Source organism: Legionella stuttgartensis (assembly GCF_977063405.2).
The window spans coordinates 582,194-602,932 of record NZ_CDRUHA020000011.1; the positions used below are offsets into that span (position 1 = coordinate 582,194).

Below are 20,739 nucleotides of genomic sequence, written 5' to 3' on the forward strand. Positions count from 1 at the left end.
ATGTTGCGTAATTTTTGAATTTTTGTGACAAGAAAGAGCTATTGCATGTACAGCGGAATCTGAGAAAGTTCACTCACATCCGCTGCATTTTGGTAAGCTAAAATAAACTATCTTCGCTTGTTGGAAGTTGCTGCTGATCATTACCTGCATTATAAATAGGCGTTGGATCTTCTTCCGATGGAACTTCTTTATTGCGAAAATATTCGATAATGCCATTGGCCTGATTTGGATGAGCCAATAAGCCGCTGTGGGGATCAATACGAACAGCTACTACATCCTCAGGTTGTTTTATTTCACCCTCAGGTTTTCCTTTCAAGGCAACTTTCATGAAGTCGATCCATAAGGGCAGGGCGAGTCCTGCAGCATACTCATGTAAGGATTTAGGATTATCAAAACCAACCCAGGTGGTTACTACGAGGTCAGAGTTAAACCCCGCAAACCAGGCATCTACTTGATCATTAGTTGTTCCGGTTTTACCTGCTATATCCTGACGATTAAGCACTCTAGCTGCACGTGCAGTACCATGCTGAATCACATCTTTTAAAGCGGTATACATTAAAAAGTTAATATCTTCAGGGATGACTCGTGGTGCTAAAGTTGAATGATCTACATTGCCATCACAATTGTTACAAACAACAGTTGGTTTGGCTTGTAATAAAATCTTACCATCTTTATCAGTAATGTGATCGATGAGATAAGGTTCAATTTTATAACCACCATTTGCGAAAACAGCATAAGCAGCAGTAAGGTCCATAGGACTGACTGACAAACTACCTAAAGCCAAAGATAAACCTCTAGGAAGAGTTTTCTTATTAAAGCCAAAACGAGCTAGGAAATCGATCGTGTAATTAATACCGATGTCATCAAGGATACGTATGGACACGAGGTTTTTAGATTGGACCAGAGCTTGTTTTAAACGGGTTGGTCCATTGAATTTAAGATTCACATTATGAGGACGCCATAAGTTCGGTTGACTTGGATCATCAACAACAATAGGCGCATCATTAATTAATGTTGCTAGTGTATAACCATTGTTTAAGGCTGCAGCATAGACAAAAGGTTTAAAACTGGAGCCTGGTTGTCTACTTGATTGAGTTGCTCGGTTAAATTTGCTCTTTTGGAAATTGAACCCACCAACTAGGACTTCTATAGCACCGTTTTTAGGATTAAGTGCTACCATTGCTGACTCAGCTTCAGGGATTTGCGCTAACTCCCAATGATCCTTTGTTGAATGAACGTAAATAATATCTCCAACGGCAACAACTTGCATGGCTTTAGATGGCGATTTTCCTACCCAGCCATTTTTAAGTGCGGGTCTAGCCCAAGATAAACCTGCCCAAGGAATAATAATGGTACGACCACCTTGTAACGTGGCTGTTGCCTCTTTTTCTCCGACTTCGGTTACGACGGCTGGAGTAAGATGATTCAGCTCAGGATATTTTTCCAGATTTTTTTGAATAGAGTGTAAGGATTTACTGTCATTTTCACCAATAGTGGCGACAGGTCCTCGATAACCATGCCGGTGGTCATAGGCTATTAAATTTTTTTCGACGACATCATTGGCTGTATTTTGCAAATTCCCGTCAATAGTCGTATACACTTTGTAGCCTTTGGTATAGGCATCTGGGCCGAAATTGTCGTATAAAGATTGACGAATCATTTCAGCAACATAAGGAGCTTTTACTTCAATGGGAGTGCCATGATACTTAGCAGTAATCGGTTGATTTATGGCATTTTGATACTGTTCTTCATTGATATAATGTTCTTCAAGTAAACGTTCTAATACGTGATCCCTACGTTTTTTGGCAGCAAGTGGGTTTGCTATGGGGTTTTGTGTTGAAGGGGCTTGTGGAAGTCCTGCAATCATTGCTAGTTCTGATAGATTTAATTCTTTAAGCGGCTTTCCAAAATAAACCATCGCTGCTGCACCAACGCCATACGCGCGATTACCTAAATAGATTCGGTTAAGATAGAGCTCGAGAATTTTTTCCTTGCTCAACTCTCTATCTATTTTTATGGCCAGCATAATTTCATTAAATTTGCGTAAAAAGGTTTTTTTACGACTTAAGAAAAAATTACGCGCAACCTGCATGGTAATGGTACTACCACCTTGAGATTTTGTTCCGGTTTTTACCATGCGAACCGCTGCACGGCCCAGACCAAGAACATCAACACCAGGGTGCTCAAAAAAGCGTTGATCTTCAGTGGCAATCAGCGCATGGATCAACATAGGTGGTATTTCATCATAAGTAACAGGAATTCGTTTTTTCTCGCCATATTCCTGAATTAGCAGACCTTCCTTGCTGAAAATTTGTAGAGGTACTTGTAATTGTACTGTTTTCAACGAATCTACGTTGGGAAGTTGACTTTCAAGATAGAGGTACAACAGACAGCCTGCTACTATTAAAACAAAAGACAGGCTCATCAGCGCCCATAGACCTTTACGCCAGAAGTATGCCATTTTCATAGAGTCATGTGATTTTTAATGAAATTTGGCAGATATTATACAGTGATTCTCGATAAGAATGCGAGTTTTGTGCAAAAAAGAGGGTAATTTTACACTAATATTTAATGTTTCATTGAGTTTTTCTGAGAAAACTCAATGAAACCTAAGGAGTCAGCTAATAATATGAAAGCTTTATTCTATTGTCACACGTGATGAAGTCTCCTCAAAATCATCTATTGTGGGGCCAGTTTGTGATGATGTAGGTGGTGTTTGAATTGCTTGTGGAAAAAATCGAGAATGAACTGCCGGTCTTTGCAACATAGGTAGGCCAGCGAGACCATATAAAGTGGGATATCCAGTAACACGTCTAAAAGGTGCTTCCAATTCGTTTTGTTTTTTTAAGCTCTCGAGTTCGGACTGGACTTTTTGTAATTCCAATTTATTTTTTTCCAGTTCCTGAGTTAATTTCTCAATAATAGCAAGCGGTTCTTTATTTTTTTCTGTTAACTCTACTACCTTGAGTTCAAACTCAGACTTTTGTGCCGCCATTGATAATTTTAGTTGTTCTAACTCTAATTTTTCAGCATTTCTACCTAAATCTTCAGTTGCTTTTTTGGATTTTTCGCTTTGCAATTCCAATTTATCCTGTTGTTCTGAGCAGATATTTGCAGCAATATTTTTAAGTTCTTCATCAGAATCATCGGTTGTCATGTGAAGTACAAAAAGAACTTCATCAATGAGTAATTGGCCTGAATTACAATATTTACTACCTATATATCGATCATTCAATAAACCAGGTAGTTCTTTGATTTTAGAATCTTGAAGCGTTACTGGATGCTTGAGCCCTTTTTTGATGTTTAATAGTTTTCGAAAATCAATGAATAATTGAGTTAATTGCTCTTGGAATGCCTTTAACTCATGCTCTTTGAATGGGGTTTTATTGTCGAGTTGTTCCTTTAAAAAACAGATCTTATTTAAAAGGAAAAGAAGGAATTCTTCCCGGCCATGATAACCCTTTGTACACGCAGTGATTCGTCCTTCCAGATATGCAACAAAATTACAGTCTTGAATTATTTCTACTGCACGGTCATGAGATTTTTTTCTGTGAATTATGGGGTCAACTGCAGTAACTAGTTTATCTTTAGCCTCGATATTGTCTTGGCTGTCATGATAACGAACTATAACGGTTGCCAATGCATAAATTAACTCTTCTAACCTAGTCATGAAAATCTCCTTTTCAAAGCATAAATGCGAAATCCCCTTACAAGTTGGTCTTTCACTATATTAAATGTTTTTGGGTAGTGCAAGATGTTTTAACTAAATGACGAAAATGCCAACATGTAATCATTTTAATGAGTTTCACAAGCTAGAAAACAGTGTAATTTTTTAATAGGTTACGTTAACATCAGCATATGATCCTAGAGGAGTATTTTTTGAATGCATGGAAGACTTAAGGGAATAAGTGGCATGCTCAAATTGTTTCAGCCCAAGCATCGTTCAATTCTCGGAATAGACATTACATCAACAGCCGTTAAAATCTTAGAAATTTCAGGTCAAGGCGATGAGCTGGTTGTAGAAAACTATGGCCGTGAAGTACTGCCTGCAAATGCTATGGATGGCAACACCATTAAAGATATTGATGCGGTCTCCCAGTGTATTAAAAAAGTGATCGATCGGCTAAAAACTTCATGTAAACAAGCTGCTCTAGCTGTTCCTGATTCATCAATAATCAGTAAAGTAATACAAATCAATGAAGGTTTAAGTGACGCAGAGATGGAGGAGTTGATTGTTACAGAGGCAGATAAATATATTCCTTATCCAATAGACGAAATCAATCTTGATTTTGAAATTTTAGGCCACTCTGAAAAAAATCAGAATATGCTCGACGTGCTAATTGTTGCTTCACGAGCAGAAAATGTGAATCAACGTTTAGATGTTGCCGTTCACTCGGGTTTGGAGGCAATAGTGGTCGACGTCGAATCTTATGCTGTAGAACGCGCAGCCCAGCAACTTGCTAAGGATTTACCTGCATCTGGACAAGATAAAACAATCGCTATTATTGATATTGGGGCGAGCTACACGCATTTATTTGTATTACAAGGAATGAAATTAGTTTACTCCAGAGAAGAAAAATTTGGTGGAAAGCAATTAATAGACGCTACTGCTGAACATTATAAAATGACTTTGGAACAAGCTATCCTGGCTAAAGAGAATGGAGAATTACCTGAGGATTATGAAAAGGAAGTATTAGAGCCTTTTAAAGAAGATATTTTGTTGCAAATCAAGCGCACCTTGCAGTTTTTTTATTCCACAAGTCAGGATGGAGATGTAGATCATATTTTATTGGCGGGGGGATTAGCTAAGTTGCCGGGTTTGGTGGCGTTGGTTCAAGAGCGATTGGGGATGAGCACCACAATTGCCAATCCAATTTCACACATGACTCCAGGTAAAATGGTGCATTTGGATTCTATAAATAAGGATGCTCCAGGACTTATGGTCGCGTGCGGTTTGGCACTAAGGGAAGTTAAGTGAGACTATATGACGCAAATTAACCTTCTTCCTTGGCGAGAACTCAAGCGGGAGCAGGAGAAAAAACTGTTTATGACCATGCTGCTTGTCAGCATCGTGTTCGCTGCGTTTACTGTTTTTTTAATTAATTCTTATGCATCAGGATTGGTAAGTAATCAAATTACACGGAATGAAATGCTTCAGAAAGAAATTAATGCTATGGATGCGCAAATAAAAGAAATAAAAAATTTACAAAAAACGCGAGAAATGCTGATTTCTAGAATGTCTATAGTACAGCATTTACAGTCTACACGAACATTAATGGTTCATTTATTCGATGAGTTGATCAATGTAATTCCGGCAGGAGTTTATTTTACTCAGATAGTTGGAAAAAATGATGTTATCACCGTTATTGGCTATGCTGAATCGAACACTTTTGTTTCAATGTTAATGAGAAATATAGAAAATAATGAATGGCTCCATGATCCTATCCTAAGTGAAATCAAAAGAGAGGATCAAGATAAGGATAAAAATAAAGATAAAAACAAACAAGAATCCGCAGAGAATGAGTTTAAGTTAACTTTTGTGCTAGCGCCTCAATTCCAGATTGGGATAAAACTATGAACGGTATTAACCTGAATGAATTAACTCTGGAAAATTTGGGACAATGGCCAGTAGTCGTTAAGGTTTGTGTTCTTGCTGGTGTTAGTATTTTGATTATTGCTCTGGGGTATTGGCTAATCATACAAGATAATTTTACTCAGTTTGAACAACTACAAGCTCAGGAGGTTACATTAAAAACAGATTTTGAAAGCAAGCAACGTCAGTTAGTCAATTTGCCGGCTTATCGCCAACAACTACAGATTATGATGGAACGTTTTACCCAAATGCTTAAACAACTTCCAGAAAAAAATCAGATGCCTGGTCTATTGGAAGCCATTTCCAAAACAGGGGTTGCATCTGGCTTAAGATTTGAGTTATTTGCGCCACAGCCAGAGGTAAGGCATGATTTTTATATTGAGTTACCTATAAAAATTTCAGTAGTAGGTACTTATTTTCAATTGGCTATGTTTATCAGTCGTGTTGCTGAGATGGATCGTATTGTAACGTTACATGACTTTAGTATTGAAAGGGTGTCTTCCAAAGATAAAGAAGTTTCGGAGGATGAGTTGATAATGAGCATCACTGCCAAAATTTATCGATATCGCACACAATGATGAAACGAAAATTAGGGATTAGTTCTATCTGTTCATTATCGTTACTATTGGTTGCTTGCTCCAGTAGTAACGATGATTTGGTGCGATACATTCATGACGTAAAATTTAGAAAAACACGTGATATTGAACCAATCCCTTCATTTGCACCTTTACCTACTTTTAAATTTCCTGATAATAGTAATAGGCGAAATCCATTTAAGCCAACGGTTCAAAAAAAGCCGGAAGTTGATGTAAATGCTCCAGATAAAAACAGGCCTAAGGAATCGTTGGAGGCTTATCCTTTAGATGCATTACAATTTGTAGGCACTTTAACGCAAGGAAATGAAATATGGGCATTGATTAAATTACCTAATAAGGATATTACTCACGTCCGAATAGGTAATTATATGGGACAAAATTATGGCCGTATTGTTTCAATTAAGAATGGCTCCATTCAATTAATAGAAACAACACAAACTTCAGGAAAGTGGGAAAAGCATACAACCACGCTTGAATTACATACTGGGAAGTAGGAGCAAAAGTGCGGAAAATAGCTGCTTTATTCATTTTAATTGGCATGAGTTTAGGTATGGCTTTTGCCCAGAATAATTCTTTAATATCCGTCAAGGTAATTCCTTTGCCAGAGGAAAAGTTGCGTATGGATTTCGAATTTGCACAACCCATAAAGCAAGAGCCTGCAAGTTTTGTGACCCAAAGCCCCGCACGAATAGTCTTTGATTTTATTGATTCAAATCTGCAGTTACCTCAAAAACAAAAAGCCAAAGAAATTAAACTGGGATCGCTTAATAGGTACTCCGTTGTTGCGGTGGGTTCGCGTATTCGGGCTGTATTGGAGTTAAATTATTCTGTGCCTTATTCAGGAACAATATCTGGAAAAGTTTATACAGTTATTTTGAATGGCAAAAGTAATGAATTATTTCAGCCGCCGCAAGCACTGATAATCACGAATCGTCCTGCCAAAACAAATTATGTAATCAATCATTTTGATTTTCGAGGAATTGAACGACAGGGTGGTCGAGCCATAGTGAATGTCTCTAGTACGAGTGTTCCCACTGAAGTTGAGGAGCATGGGAAAGAAATTCTAGTTAAATTTTTAAATACTACAGTTCCTACGAATTTAAGGAAGCGATTCGATGTTTCGGATTTCCACAGTCCAGTGCAAATGGTTACTTTTCAGCAAGTTGGCAAAAATGCACATATGACCTTATTTAATAAAGGAGGTTTTGGCCAAAACGTCTATCAGGTTAATCAGCAATTTATGATTGATGTAATTCCTTTAACTCCAGAAGAGGAACAACAAGCCAAATTGAAAAAGAAAGTTTTTTCTGGAAAAAGACTTTCGTTAAATTTCCAAAACATCAGTTTACGAGCTGTATTACAGCTACTTGCGGATTTTACGGGAATTAATATTGTAGTGAGTGATCAGGTTCAAGGTGATATTACACTGAGATTAAATAATGTTCCTTGGGATCAAGCATTAGATATTATTTTAACTACTCAAGGTTTAGATAAGCGACAGTCAGGTAATGTGATTTTGATTGATAAAAAAGGGGTTTTTGAAACAATGGAGGCAGAACAACTCAAAAAACAACAAGCCATTCGAAAAATTGAGCCTGTACGTTCTGAATTAATACAAATCAATTACGCCAAAGCAACCGATCTTGCTATTTTGATTAAAGACAAACAAAATTCCCTTTTATCTGAGAAGGGTTCCGTGAGTGTTGATACACGTACAAATACCATCTGGATTCAAGATATCGGTGCTAAAATTGATGAAGTTAGAGAATTGGTTAAGCAATTAGATGTACCAGTCAAACAAGTGCTTATTGAAGCACGTATCGTGGAAGTAACGAAAGATTTTGCTCAGGATCTTGGAATTCGTTGGGGGGTTTCTAAACCGACCCATCTCAGTGGTACTTTAGAGGGGGCGAATCAATTAGCACAGGGAGTTGCGCCTGCAAATGTCAGGCCCTTTACCGACAGATTAAATCTCGATTTAATAGCTGCCCCATTAACAGGTGCTAATCCAGCTTCTGTTGGTATTGCATTAGCTCAGCTTGGCGATAATATTCTGCTTGATCTTGAGCTTTCTGCTTTGGAAAGTGAGGGACTTGCAGAATTAATATCTAGTCCTAGGCTCATTACAGCAAATCAACAGTCTGCAGAAATTCAATCAGGTCAGGAGATTCCCTATCAGGAGGCGACTTCAAGTGGTGCAACAGCAGTAGCGTTTAAAAAGGCAGTATTAAGTTTGAATGTAAAACCGCAAATTACCCCAGACAACAAGATACTTATGGAATTGAAGATTAATCAGGATAGGGCATTGCCCAACCTGACATTTAATGGGGTGCCAGCAATTGCAACTAAAGAAATTCAGACGAATGTTCTCGTCAGTAATGGACAAACCATAGTCCTTGGGGGAATTTATCAGCAAGATAAGAGCAAGACCATTACAAGGGTGCCATTTTTTGGTCAATTACCGGTAGTTGGAAATTTATTTAAAAACACGCAAGTTGGTCTTAGAAATGATGAGTTACTTATTTTTATAACCCCCAAAATAATAACAAATTCATTATCTATAACAGCAATTGAAGGTAGAAAAGTAGTGCGTTTTGATGAAAAATGAAATTGATTAGAGATAATAGGTGTCGCTTTGCTTCAACTAGCTACAATAAAGTACCCCATTGTATGAACGTTACTATACTTTGATGCCTGGCTGAATTAGGATAAAAATTACACACAAATAAGCTTGGTTTTATTTATAACTTGCCTTTAACAGGGCATTATTTTATTAATGAAGTGATATAATATAAATGAATAAGAGTAAACAGTTATAAAATATGCTCATTTGTTGTAGAATAATGGGCGGGAATTTCTAACTGCGAAAAATACAGTTAGGGTTGAGCCCCAAATATCCCCCACTTTTGGCTTTTGAATCATGTTTTAGTCTAATGCTAGAATGGGAAGTTATTTCGGACTCGATCTTTAATTAATGACATTTCAGTTAAAGAGGTATGTGATAAAAAATGAGCATAGTTAAAGTACGAAATATTTTTCTCATCGGACCCATGGGTGCAGGTAAAAGCACTATAGGTCGTGCTTTGGCAAAGGAGCTCAAATTAGAATTTTTTGATTCGGATGAAGTGATTGAAGAGCGTGCTGGCGCCGATATCTCTTGGATTTTTGATATTGAAGGTGAAGAGGGTTTCAGACGCCGCGAACAAAAAGTTATTGAAGAATTAACTCAGAAAACCAACATTGTTTTGGCAACAGGTGGTGGGGTGGTGATTACCCCTGAAAACAGGAATGCATTAGCAGGGCGTGGCACCGTAATCTATCTTAAAACCTCATTACAACAACAATTTGAAAGAACTAAGCGAGATACCAAGCGTCCTTTGTTGCAAACAACTGATCTTGAAGGAAGATTAGAATTGTTGAGAGATGAGCGAGAACCATTCTACACTGAGCTAGCTGATGTTAGTTTTGAAACAGATAAATTAACAGTCAAAGCTGTTGCAAACAATATAATTAAATATATTTATGGCGAACTTTGAGATTTATGATCAGGTTGATGTTTCTTTAACGGAACATCAATATCCTATTATTATTTGCCGTAATGGTTTGCAAAAACCAGATTTTCTGCAAACTCTTGTAACTTCTTCACAAATTTTAATTGTTACCAATCAAACAATAGCCCCTTTTTATTTAAACTACGTGCAATCGGCTTTTCCTAAAGCTCAGTGTGATGTGTTGATTTTAGAAGATGGTGAACAGTATAAAAATCAACAAAGTCTATTTGCTATTTATGATGCATTAATCCAAAAGAAACACCATCGAGATACAACCCTTATCGCTTTAGGTGGAGGAGTAATTGGTGATATGACGGGATTTGCAGCATCGACATATCAACGAGGGGTAAAGCTGATTCAAATTCCTACAACTTTACTAGCGCAAATTGATGCATCTGTAGGTGGAAAAACAGGAATTAATCATGCCTTGGGCAAAAATATGATTGGTAGTTTTTACCAACCTCAAGCAGTAGTTATTGATTTAAACACATTAAATACTCTTCCTGAAAGAGAGTTTCGTGCTGGTTTGGCGGAAATGATAAAATATGCCCTACTTGCTGGAGATGAGTTTTTTAAACAACTTAGTGAAGCGCTTCAGCAGGGATTAACTACTAAGAGTCCACAGTTACCTCATTTAATAGCTGAATGTTGCCGTATTAAAGCTCAATTTGTTGAAACGGATGAAAAGGAAGCGGGGCAACGAGCCCTATTGAATCTTGGCCATACTTTTGCCCATGCACTGGAAACTTATACTCATTATCAACAATGGTTACATGGTGAAGCAGTAGCAATTGGCTTATATTGTGCAGCAGTTTTGTCGCATAAAATGAATTTAATTAATAAACAAATGGTCGAACAAGTAGAGCAAATTCTACACTTAGCAGGTTTACCACATAAAATTCCAACAAATATTAATTTAGAAAAACTCAAAGATTTGATGCAATCAGATAAAAAAATTAAAAATAACCGTTTACGCTTTGTGTTGATTAAAAGGCCAGGTGATTGTTATCTTGAATCTGGAGTAACAGAGGATTGTTTGTATAATGCACTTGGTGCAGCTGTAAGAGGAGAATAAAAATGAAAGAGGGAATGATTCAGTCTGATGTAACGGCTGTAATTCAACCAAGAGTGTTATTTAAGCCAGGATCTTGGCTTGCTAAGATTGATTTCGTTAATCATTTGATTCTTTTTAACAATGTGCTCATTACGGTTTTATCCGAAAAAGAAGGAGGTAAAACTTCTTTTGGTACTTTGTTACAAGGCAATTTAGATCAACAGATCAAATCAATTTCTATGACAGTGACGCCTCCTTGTAATCGCGAAACTCTCATTCAGGAAATTGCAACCCAGCTGCATCTTAATTGCGATGAACATACAGATATTAGTTCATTAGTAGCACAAATTAATGAACGTAAAGCACATGTGTTATTACTTATCGATGATGCACAACATTTACCAGAAGCATTTATTAAAGAAGCAATGTTGGCGATAAAGAGTCAAGAAAATTTTAGTTTCTTCCATCTTTGCTTAATTTCGGACTATTCTATCGTCGCAACACTTAATAATTTAGTCGCTTCATTTTTTGAGAATTTAGTACACACTATTGAATTGGGCTCATTGAATGAAAGCGAAACCAGAACCTATGTATTACAGCGTGCCATGGCTGCACATTTGATTAGTAAACCCCTAACTGATGCGCAATTTAAACAGTTTTATCAATTAACGAAAGGGAATGTTGCAAAGATTAACAGCAATCTAGAGGCATTTGTATTTAAATGCGCCACCCAAAAGAAAAAGGAACCTTCTAAGTTGGTGAAAAAAGCAAGTATTGCTGCTAGTGTGGCGTTTTTTGCAGGGCTTGTTGGTTTTTATTTTGCTCAAAATTATGATCTTTCATCATTATATCGATCAATCCCTGATTCTAACCGAGAAGAAATAGCAATAAAGCAACAGACACAATCCGAAGTGCTTGAGAGTCGAATAGCTTCTTGGCAGGATTCTTCAACGCGACAATTGGTATATTCTTCTTTGCCTAAAAAGCAGATTTTGGATGATCTTAATGACGAGGTGCTTAGTGAGCCTCCAGTAGCTATTATTGATAAGGTCGTTGTGATTCCTAAATTGCAAATGCAGCATCTTGCAGAACAAGAGGCCAGAATTCCTGAGTCTGAGTTTCAACGTGAAAACCCAGAAGCTGATCTCCAACGTGAGTCAAAATTAGTTGAAATTCCAACAACAAAAGAAAATAAAGATAAAAAAGACCAGTCTTCAAGTAATACAACTCTTAATTTGTACACCATACAAGTCGCCGCAAGCCATAATAAAAAAGATATTGAACGTTTTCAGCAGAACAATAAGCTCCTTGCAGAGAATTCTAAAATAAGACATTTTAATAATGCTAAAGGGATTTGGTATGTGCTGACGGTAGGAGAGTATGGAACTCGGACTGAAGCACAACGCAGCATAAGTAAGTTACCAGCAAATATAACCAGATTAAACCCTTGGGTTAGACCCATATCAAGCCTGGGTTAATTAATTCAGGGCAAATATCAGAAGTGGCCTGGGTTCAGCGTAGCGTAACCCAGGTGACGTTGAATAAAAATTTCCGAGCTATGACTGGGCAACACTCATGTTGCGTTCTACAGTTACTCTCGAGTATTTAAAGATTGGGTTATTTGTCCAATACGTTCTTCTGCAGCTTCATAGATTTGTTTAAATAGATCAAAAAAATCAGTAAAAGAAAGTTTTTCCAAAGAGTGAGCAGTTACACCATGAGGAGTACTTACACCAGCTCGTAATTGGGAAAAAGAGCGCCCAGATTTTTTTGCTAATTCCGCAGCACCAAACAGAGATTCCAAGGCAATTTTTTCCGAAAGTTCTTCTGGAATTCCTCGGCTGATTGCCGCTTTTTGTAAGGCTTCAAGAAATAGAAAGACATAAGCTGGTGCACAACCAATCGGGGCTGTAAGTGTATCAAGCATGGATTCATGTTCGACCCAAAATGTGTATCCCACTTCATTAAACAGTGTTTCAATCAAGCGCTTTTCTTCAGATGTTGCGAAGGAGTTGGCAAATAAGGCAGAAGTTCCTTTACAAAATTCGGTTGGAGTATTGGTCATCACGCGAATAACCCCTAGGGTTTTCTTATCGAGCCAGCGGGTTATGTTATCAATGTCTATTACACCTGCCAAAGAAATAATAATAGGCTCTCTTGATTGCATGATTGGCGCAATCTCCTCACATACTTCCTGCATAAATTGAGGTTTTACAGCGAAAATAAGGATCTCTGCGTTTTGAGCTGCTTCAATGTTAGTTTTTGCTGAGAGCACCCCTAGTTCCTTCGCTAAACGCTTTGATTTACTGGTATCACGATTGCTGAATGTTATCGAACGTGGAGGATATCCACTTTTAATGAGACCTCGAGCTAACGCACTGCCTAAATGACCTGCGCCAATGATGGAAATAGTCTTGGTTTTAAACATATTGTCTTATATTTCGAATTTTACAAAAAAAATAGCAAGATGAATGGGGTATGTCAAGAATAGATTATGATTGAGTAATCAAAAATAACTCTTTTACATTGAATATCCTGCTTATCCTGTTAAACTAAAAAATTAAAAAGCTTTCTAATTGGTTCTGACCTACCTGTTACCTACTGTTGATAACGTCAGATCGAAAAATTAACTTATCGATTATTTATGGATAAAGAATAGTAATGATGGAAACAGTGCAACTGCAACAAAAAAATCATATTAAATGGCGCGATATCAATGGTTGGAACTATTATTTTTTGTTGAAATTCGCTCTTTTATGGGCAGGATATTTAAATTTTCATGCATTTATTAATTTGGTTTTTTTGGCTTTCTTGTTGTTTCCTTTGCCTTCAATAGTACTTCATCGTTGCCGTAATTGGATAGCTATTCCCATTGGTATTGTAATCTTTTACCATGATACATGGCTACCTGGTATCAGTACCATTATGAGTCAGGGAACAAATCTTTTTGTTTTCAATTTTAGCTATCTTATTGAATTATTAGATCGTTTTATTAATTGGCAACTAATCGGGATGGCATTTGTGCTTTTAGTCGCTTATCTGTTCCTTTCCCAATGGATACGAATTACCACATTTACTACAATTGCCTTAACTTGGTTAAACATCATCACGCTAACAGGTCCTGCGATTAACCTCTTACCCGTTCAAAGTAAGACTGCTGAACATAGCGTACAAGCTGAAGCAGGTGCTAATACAGGTGGGGGAGAACTTAACAGCAATTTGCCACCTACTAATGAAAATCTTAATGCATACTTGAATCAATTTTATGAACAGCAAAAAGAATTATATACGAATTTCCCAAGTTCTCTTGCCACTGATGCTCAGCCTTTTGATGTAATTTTTATTCAAGTTTGTTCACTCTCTTGGGCCGATATAGATGCTGTGCATCTAAGAGATCATCCATTATGGGGTAAATTTGATATTATGTTTAATAATTTCAATTCAGCCGCATCATATAGTGGACCTGCGGCAATACGCTTGTTACGTGCAAGCTGTGGTCAAACCCCGCACACAGGGCTTTATAAGTCTGTTAATCAAAAATGTTATATTTTGGATAACCTGGCTAAGCTTGGTTTTGCTCCGGAGATGATGCTCGATCATGAAGGTCTATTTGGCGATTTTCTCAACGAAATAAAAGAATATGGTGGTTTAGATGATGTATCTTTAATGTCACGAGCAGGTATAAATCCTGATCTTGTTTCATTTGATGGGAAATTGCTTTCAGATGATGGCCAATTACTGGATCGATGGCTTAAGCAACAGAACACGTCCGGTACAAAACGTAGCGTGACTTACTTTAATGAAATTTCTCTCCATGACGGTAATACTTTTATTGGTGAAAGTAAACCAGCCCCTTATGAAGTACGGGCCAAAAAACTCCTCGATCAAACGATGAATTTTTTTACAGCGTTGGAGAAGTCAGAACATAAAGTGATGGTGGTTTTTATCCCAGAACATGGTGCGAATCTTGTTGGGGATAAATTACAAATGCCGGGCTTACGTGACATTCCTAGTCCGACTATTACGCATGTTCCAGTCGGAATTAAATTTATTGGTATGAAAGGGAAGACCTCTCAAATACAAATAAATGACCCGAGCAGCTATCTTGCTATATCAGAGTTAGCCTCTCGTTTGGTAGATGGAAAGATATTTAATCAGGATAATGTAAGTTTAGAAACACTTACCAAAAAATTACCAAAGACGGCTTTTGTTTCCTCTAATGAAGGTGTTACTGTGATGAAGTACCAAGATAAATTTTACATTTTGTTAAAAGGTGACAGTAACTGGGTACCTTACCCTTAGGAGTTCCTCAAATAAGATGTAACCCGGGTTACTCAGCAAAAATCCCAGATGCAAGCTCAATTAATTTTTAAAATTAGCTTCACTGCGGTTATATCGATTATTTCTCAATCGTTTGTAATTAGCATCATTTCGCACAATCCAAAAAAGGCATATCGCTTGGATGAAGCGCACATCATGAGAAGATTCACTCATTTTTGAAACCCGGGTAATACTGTATCAGGTGTACCCAGGTAATGATCTTATCTAAAGTTAGAGTAGGGGACCAATGGGACAATAGGCATGTCCAAATCACCTTGCCAACCTTCAAATGAGTAACGAAGGAAAAGAGAGAGGTGACTGGGGGTATAGTCTGTTGATCGTTGGATATCCACCAGCCCACCTACAATAAAATGTGAACCAAGACGTCGCTCTAATAAGGCAAGGAATGACCAGCCGTAGCCTACGCTTGGTCCACCAGTTTGAATAGAGTTTTGGGTATTGTCAAAATTTGGGATAAGGTTAGGTAATGGATATGATGCAATGTCTTGAGTATTCGCACGAGACCAGGTTACAGTGCCTCCTAACTCATAAGACCAGTTTGCAACTCGTCGTCGATAATTAATCGGGGCAGTTAATGATAAATAAAACTGAGGGCTATAATACCCTCCTTGTCCAAGATTAAAGCCATAGAGATTTTTTTCATAATGCCAAACCATATTTGTAAGTCCGATGATAAAACGGCGATTTTCTTCATTGATTATTTTGTAATAATAGCCATCCAATAAAAGAATACGACTATTAGACACAACATTTTTTCCAGTTAATTCACTGCCAATGATATTTGCCCAAAAACCATGTGCTTCACCTCTATCATAACTGAGTGATAAAGTAAGGCCGGTAGCAACTACTCCACCCCATTCGTTTCCGGTATTGGGGTCAACAGCTCCTGCAAAAGAGAGCAAGGAATTAGTCATGGGTCGTTGCGATGCAGTAACTGTCCAGCCAATATGTCGTATTTCACCGCTATAATTAATACCTCCAATGAAATTCCCTACAGGAAATCCTATAGGTGTTTCGCCGACATCAAATCCCCAAGTTATACCTTGCCATCCTCCATCCCAGCCAATACCCTTTGCTCGTTGAACGATACCTGTAGTACATCCATTGATAGCGCAAGTACCAAAATCATCAAAATAAACTCCATTCACTGTAGAAAAACTACCGGCGCCTAGATTGACTCTATCTGCTCTGAAAAATGCACGGCCATTAGCATAGCCCCAATCTGCTTGAGCAATGGTATCTTCCGCACGCAGATCAGAGGTTCCAGCGGTACCTGTCAATCGCCAATAATCTTCGTCTATAGTGATGCGTGTTTCTTGCTGCTTATAAAGTAGGGCGGATTCAGAACGAATGCTACGTTTAAGCCAATCATCCTCTACATGGTTACGGGTTAACCAAGTATAATAATCATTGCTAGTAGGCCATACGGATGTTATCTCGCTTTGAACCATGGCTTTTTTATAGTCTTCTTGTGCCAACTTTGGCATACGAAGTTGTGTTTCCAAACGGGCTGCATCGCGAAAGATAAGCGCACTATCTGGGCTGGGTACCCCATGGCTGCTGTCTTGTTTGATTTGATTGAAAATAGCTAAAGCTTTTTGGGGTTCTCCAACAGCATTCCAAGCATTTGCTATTCTTCTTTGCATGTTATAATTGAATGTTAACTCTTGTTTTCCCAATTGCTCTAGTAATTGGTGTGCTTCGCTCTTTTTTCCTAGAGCAACTAGTGACTCTATAACCCCGAGATTTGCATCTGCATTAAGTGGCTCATGAATTTTCACATCCTGATAATAGTTTAGCGCATTGTCGAATTCACCATCCAATAAAGCCCAATCTGCTAAAGTAAGCTTAATGGGTGTGGTTTGTTTTTGACTCATTAAATAAGCTTTTGCGCCTTGTATATTGCCACTATCTCGTAATTCTTGTGCGTGTTTTAAAATCAATTCAGTAGTTAGGCGTTCTGCCAACTGACGCATACCTACACTCCATTGCTTTTGTGGAATGGTGTGAAGATGAGCAAGTGCTTGTGGCACCCGCTCCGTGCTCGATAAATAAAGTGCATAAGCATATACTTGGATGGGATTATTTTTTTGTTTTGCTATCAACTGTTGAAACAACTCATTGGCTTTTTGGGTTTTACCTACATGGTTCAATGCTAAGGCGAAATGATAAGTTAACCAGACATCTTCCGGCGTAAGCTTTTGTGCTTGGCTGTACTTTTCAATTGCTTTGTCCCATTGATTTGCTTTTTCAAGTTGTTCTCCTTGTTCTTGAAACAAAGAACTCTCTAAAATTAGCTTTACATCTTTAAATTTGTCTTTCAGATCATCAGGTAAACTGTTCAGATAATTTAATGCCTTTTTTAACGATTGATGTTTGTAAATGCCAAGAAGCCCATATACAGCACTACTTTTTCCTGGGCTAACAAGTAAGGCGTGTTTAAATGCTTTTTCTGAATCAATAAAATTCTTACGGGCAAATGCTACTTCACCTATTCCTACCCAAGCAGAATAATTTGTGTTATCTAGAAGGAGCGCTTGCTGATATCTTTTTTCAGCCAAATTCATATCACCCGATTGAAAAGCTTGTTCTCCACTAGAAACCCACAAGTCTGACACGACTTCTTTGACTGCATAAGACCAATTATCTTTATTGTTATTACTAGAATAAACTTGATGTTCGTTCAAAAAATTATAGATTTCTTGTAAGTGGGTAAATGCAATTTGGCGTTGAGCAGGGATCCTGGATAAGATGCGCCAATATTCAGCACTTAATTCAGGAGTCGGGAAAACACCATGAAAAAGGGCATCATATTGGGCTTTAGCCAAATCGAGATGCCCGGACATTGCCATTACTCTTGCTTGCTGGAGTTTTTGCTTTGCATCAACTTGCGTTAGAAATAAGCTCATTTGAGCTTGTTTGTAATCAACAGAATCAGGTGCTTTTTGTTTTAATTCTTCGAGTAGTTCTTCCGCTAGGATTAGATTTTTTTGGCGTATTGCAAGCCTAATTCGTGCAGCAAGCACAGCAGGATCATTAGGGGCGATCAATTGTAATCGATCGAGCGAATGCTTTACAAAATCATCTCGATAATAGGTTTCGCCCCAAATGACTTGATTCAAAAGGAACTGTTTTGGATCTATATCAACCGCATACGCTTTTTGAACTATTAAACTAAATAACAGTAAAACGAATCTGGCTATAAACATTAACTAATCCAATTGTTCTGTCGAATTATTTCCTTGGAGGTTTCGACTCCAGGTTGATCAAATGAATTTATATTCCAAATCACGCCTTGGACAAAAATTTTATGCTCGTATAAAGAAATTAATGAACCAAGAGTTCGTGGAGAGCAATCGTTCAAGCAGAGTAGATTTACCGGGATTTCTCCAGCAATGTAACTGTGCGGATTCTCACCATGATTTCCACCTTTTGTTAGTACCTCTTTGTGGGCGTGACATATTTTATTAATGACACTTCCATCGAAAGTACGGATACAAATTAAATCAGCAGCTATTTTATTAGTTCCTTGACACAATAGCTGATAATAACTATGTTGTGCATGATTACCCAGACCACCCCAAATAATAGGGCCTGTTGCATAATCTACTCTACGTCCTTGCTTGTTTATTGATTTTCCATTGCTTTCCATATCAAGTTGTTGAAGATAGGGAACAAAGTATTGTAAATCTTGAGAGTAAGCCATAACGAGCAAGTTATTAATATTCAAAAAATTAATGTTCCATAGTCCTAACAATGCTAAAAGAATCGGTACGTTTTTCGTAAAATGTTCTGTGCAGAAATGCATATCCATGTTGTATGCTCCAACAAGGATCTCTGAAAAATGTTCGAAACCAATAGCAATACAGGAAATTAAATTAATTGCAGAGCAGAAGGAATAGCGTCCACCAACCCAATCCCATATAGGAAGAATGGTTTCAAAACCCATTTCTTCTGCTTTCTTAACATTTGCAGTAATTGCAATAAAATGCTGATTAAAATGGGGTTTTTGATCGATCCATGATAAAGCTTTTTGAAAATGAGATAAGGTTTCTGGTGTAGTAAATGATTTTGAAGAAATAATAAATAGTGTGGTCTCAGGGTTTAGTTTTCTAGTAACACGTGCAAATGCGTTTGGATCGACATCCGAAATAAAATGAAACCCCAATTGGTCCGTTACTAAATCACTTAGTGCATTGATACAAAAAAAGGGGCCAAGCATAGAACCGCCAATTCCAATATTAACTACATCAGTTATAGGCTTTCCGGAGTAACCTAGCCATTCACCATTTCTAACTTTTGTGGAAATGTGCTTCATTGTGTTACGAACATTGACTACATCAGCCACAATATTCCGTTCATTTACCGATATGACTTTATTATCTGGGGCACGAAGCGCTGTATGTAAGACCGGTCTATTTTCTGTATTGTTGATAGGTTTTCCATTCATCATGGCATTTATCTGTTCATGCAGATTACACTCGTTGGCAAGTTCAATAAGTGCATCCATAATCTGGGTATTAACATGTTGTCCGCTATAATCCAGGGTGATGTTATCACTAGATATAGAGTAAATTTTTGTTTCTGGATTTTGATTAATGTATGTTTTTGCTAGTTTTTCGAGTTTTTTCCAGGAATTCATTTTTGTAAGTTGTTCCATATACCTTCTCAATCTTATTATTTAATCTTCAAGCCACTTGGAAAAATTTTTCCCTTCAGTAGGATGCTCCTTTCCTAAGTCTACATTCGCTTTAAGAAAACCGAGGACACTCCCACAATCATATCGTTTTCCCTCATAAGGTAATGCTAAAACCGTTTCTTTTTTTACTAACCCATTAATTGCATCAGTTAATTGAATCTCTTTATGTTCCACGCGAGGCAACATTTTGATGTGTTCAAAAATACTTGGGGTAAGAACATAACGACCTACGATTGCAATATTTGATGCAGCAAGGTGTGGTTTAGGTTTTTCCTCAAGATGATGTATGCTCAAAAGGTTTTGATCCCAAGGAGCACCTTGAATAATACCATAACATTCTGTTAATTCTTGAGGAACGTTTTCAACTGCAACAATACTATGACCATATTGTTGATACATTTCGTTCAATTGTTGGATAACTGGTGTTGTATTTGTCATTAGGTCATCTGCAAGAATTACAGCAAATGCTTCATTGCAAACGATTTGTTCCACACATAAAACGGCATGTCCCAAACCAAGTGGTTTTGCCTGACGCACATAAAAACATTCCATATCATCAGGTGTTACTGATTTCACTATAGATAAAAGTTCATTTTTATCATGAAGCTCTAACTCATTCTCGAGTTGATAGGCCAGGTCAAAATGATCTTCAATGGCACGTTTATTATGACATGTGACAAAGATCATTTGGCGTATTCCGGCTGCATAAGCTTCTTCAACCGCATATTGAATCAAAGGCTTATTTACAACAGTTAACATTTCTTTGGGTGCTGCTTTCGTTGCGGGTAAAAATCGTGTACCTAAACCTGCTACTGGAAATACTGCTTTACGTATCGGTGGAAATGTGGCATTCATTTGCTAATCTATCCATTAGTAACAATTAATAAATTGTGCAGTTTATTTGT

The 20,739-nt window shown here is 37.5% G+C and carries 15 protein-coding genes; 9 read left to right on the forward strand and 6 right to left on the reverse strand.

What is annotated here, in order from left to right; genetic code table 11:
- Positions 1-97 precede the first annotated feature (97 nt).
- Both ACWTEW_RS04820 and ACWTEW_RS04825 read right to left on the reverse strand, forming a co-directional pair.
- Positions 98-2,467 carry a penicillin-binding protein 1A gene (locus tag ACWTEW_RS04820; protein ID WP_454780631.1) on the reverse strand — a complete coding sequence of 790 codons (2,370 nt, stop codon included), beginning with the start codon at positions 2,465-2,467 and terminating at the stop codon, positions 98-100.
- Between the two features lie 171 nt (positions 2,468-2,638).
- Complete coding sequence (locus tag ACWTEW_RS04825) at positions 2,639-3,670, reverse strand: SPFH domain-containing protein (RefSeq protein ID WP_454780632.1); 1,032 nt, start codon at positions 3,668-3,670, stop codon at positions 2,639-2,641.
- Between the two features lie 243 nt (positions 3,671-3,913).
- Between ACWTEW_RS04825 and pilM the strand changes: the two genes are divergently transcribed.
- The 8 genes from pilM to ACWTEW_RS04865 all read left to right on the forward strand — a co-directional run bounded on the left by pilM (position 3,914) and on the right by ACWTEW_RS04865 (position 12,272).
- Complete coding sequence (gene pilM / locus ACWTEW_RS04830; RefSeq protein WP_454780731.1) at positions 3,914-4,978, forward strand: type IV pilus assembly protein PilM; 1,065 nt, start codon at positions 3,914-3,916, stop codon at positions 4,976-4,978.
- A gap of 6 nt (positions 4,979-4,984) precedes the next feature.
- A complete protein-coding gene (locus tag ACWTEW_RS04835) occupies positions 4,985-5,578 on the forward strand; it encodes a PilN domain-containing protein (protein WP_454780633.1) in 594 nt (197 codons plus the stop codon).
- Positions 5,575-6,171 (forward strand): type IV pilus inner membrane component PilO, encoded by a 597-nt coding sequence (locus ACWTEW_RS04840; RefSeq protein WP_454780634.1) that lies wholly within the window; start codon positions 5,575-5,577, stop codon positions 6,169-6,171. Before ACWTEW_RS04835 ends, ACWTEW_RS04840 begins: the two co-directional genes overlap by 4 nt.
- Positions 6,168-6,683 (forward strand): pilus assembly protein PilP, encoded by a 516-nt coding sequence (locus ACWTEW_RS04845; RefSeq protein ID WP_454780635.1) that lies wholly within the window; start codon positions 6,168-6,170, stop codon positions 6,681-6,683. Before ACWTEW_RS04840 ends, ACWTEW_RS04845 begins: the two co-directional genes overlap by 4 nt.
- Positions 6,684-6,691: 8 nt before the next feature.
- On the forward strand, positions 6,692-8,797 hold the full coding sequence (locus tag ACWTEW_RS04850) for a type IV pilus secretin PilQ (protein ID WP_454780636.1): 2,106 nt from the start codon (positions 6,692-6,694) through the stop codon (positions 8,795-8,797).
- Between the two features lie 400 nt (positions 8,798-9,197).
- Positions 9,198-9,725 carry a shikimate kinase AroK gene (aroK, locus tag ACWTEW_RS04855; RefSeq protein ID WP_220471005.1) on the forward strand — a complete coding sequence of 176 codons (528 nt, stop codon included), beginning with the start codon at positions 9,198-9,200 and terminating at the stop codon, positions 9,723-9,725.
- Positions 9,712-10,815, forward strand: a complete 1,104-nt coding sequence (gene aroB / locus ACWTEW_RS04860; protein WP_454780637.1) for a 3-dehydroquinate synthase — start codon at positions 9,712-9,714, stop codon at positions 10,813-10,815. Before aroK ends, aroB begins: the two co-directional genes overlap by 14 nt.
- A 2-nt stretch (positions 10,816-10,817) precedes the next feature.
- Entirely contained in the window at positions 10,818-12,272 is a 1,455-nt protein-coding gene (locus ACWTEW_RS04865; protein ID WP_454780638.1) for an SPOR domain-containing protein, read from the forward strand.
- Positions 12,273-12,385: 113 nt separating this feature from the next.
- Here ACWTEW_RS04865 and proC read toward each other — a convergent pair whose 3' ends face one another.
- Positions 12,386-13,222 carry a pyrroline-5-carboxylate reductase gene (proC, locus tag ACWTEW_RS04870; protein WP_454780639.1) on the reverse strand — a complete coding sequence of 279 codons (837 nt, stop codon included), beginning with the start codon at positions 13,220-13,222 and terminating at the stop codon, positions 12,386-12,388.
- A 233-nt stretch (positions 13,223-13,455) separates the two neighbouring features.
- Between proC and bcsG the strand changes: the two genes are divergently transcribed.
- Entirely contained in the window at positions 13,456-15,096 is a 1,641-nt protein-coding gene (gene bcsG / locus ACWTEW_RS04875) for a cellulose biosynthesis protein BcsG (RefSeq protein WP_454780640.1), read from the forward strand.
- A 239-nt stretch (positions 15,097-15,335) separates the two neighbouring features.
- On the opposite strand, the gene bcsC is transcribed toward bcsG, so the two are convergent.
- From bcsC to galU, 3 genes are read right to left on the reverse strand one after another with little or no spacing between them, the layout of a single operon-like run.
- Entirely contained in the window at positions 15,336-18,344 is a 3,009-nt protein-coding gene (gene bcsC, locus ACWTEW_RS04880; protein WP_454780641.1) for a cellulose synthase complex outer membrane protein BcsC, read from the reverse strand.
- On the reverse strand, positions 18,344-19,795 hold the full coding sequence (gene pgi, locus ACWTEW_RS04885; RefSeq protein WP_454780642.1) for a glucose-6-phosphate isomerase: 1,452 nt from the start codon (positions 19,793-19,795) through the stop codon (positions 18,344-18,346). Before pgi ends, bcsC begins: the two co-directional genes overlap by 1 nt.
- Before the next feature lie 21 nt (positions 19,796-19,816).
- Positions 19,817-20,689 carry a UTP--glucose-1-phosphate uridylyltransferase GalU gene (galU, locus tag ACWTEW_RS04890; protein WP_454780643.1) on the reverse strand — a complete coding sequence of 291 codons (873 nt, stop codon included), beginning with the start codon at positions 20,687-20,689 and terminating at the stop codon, positions 19,817-19,819.
- Positions 20,690-20,739: the final 50 nt, after the last annotated feature.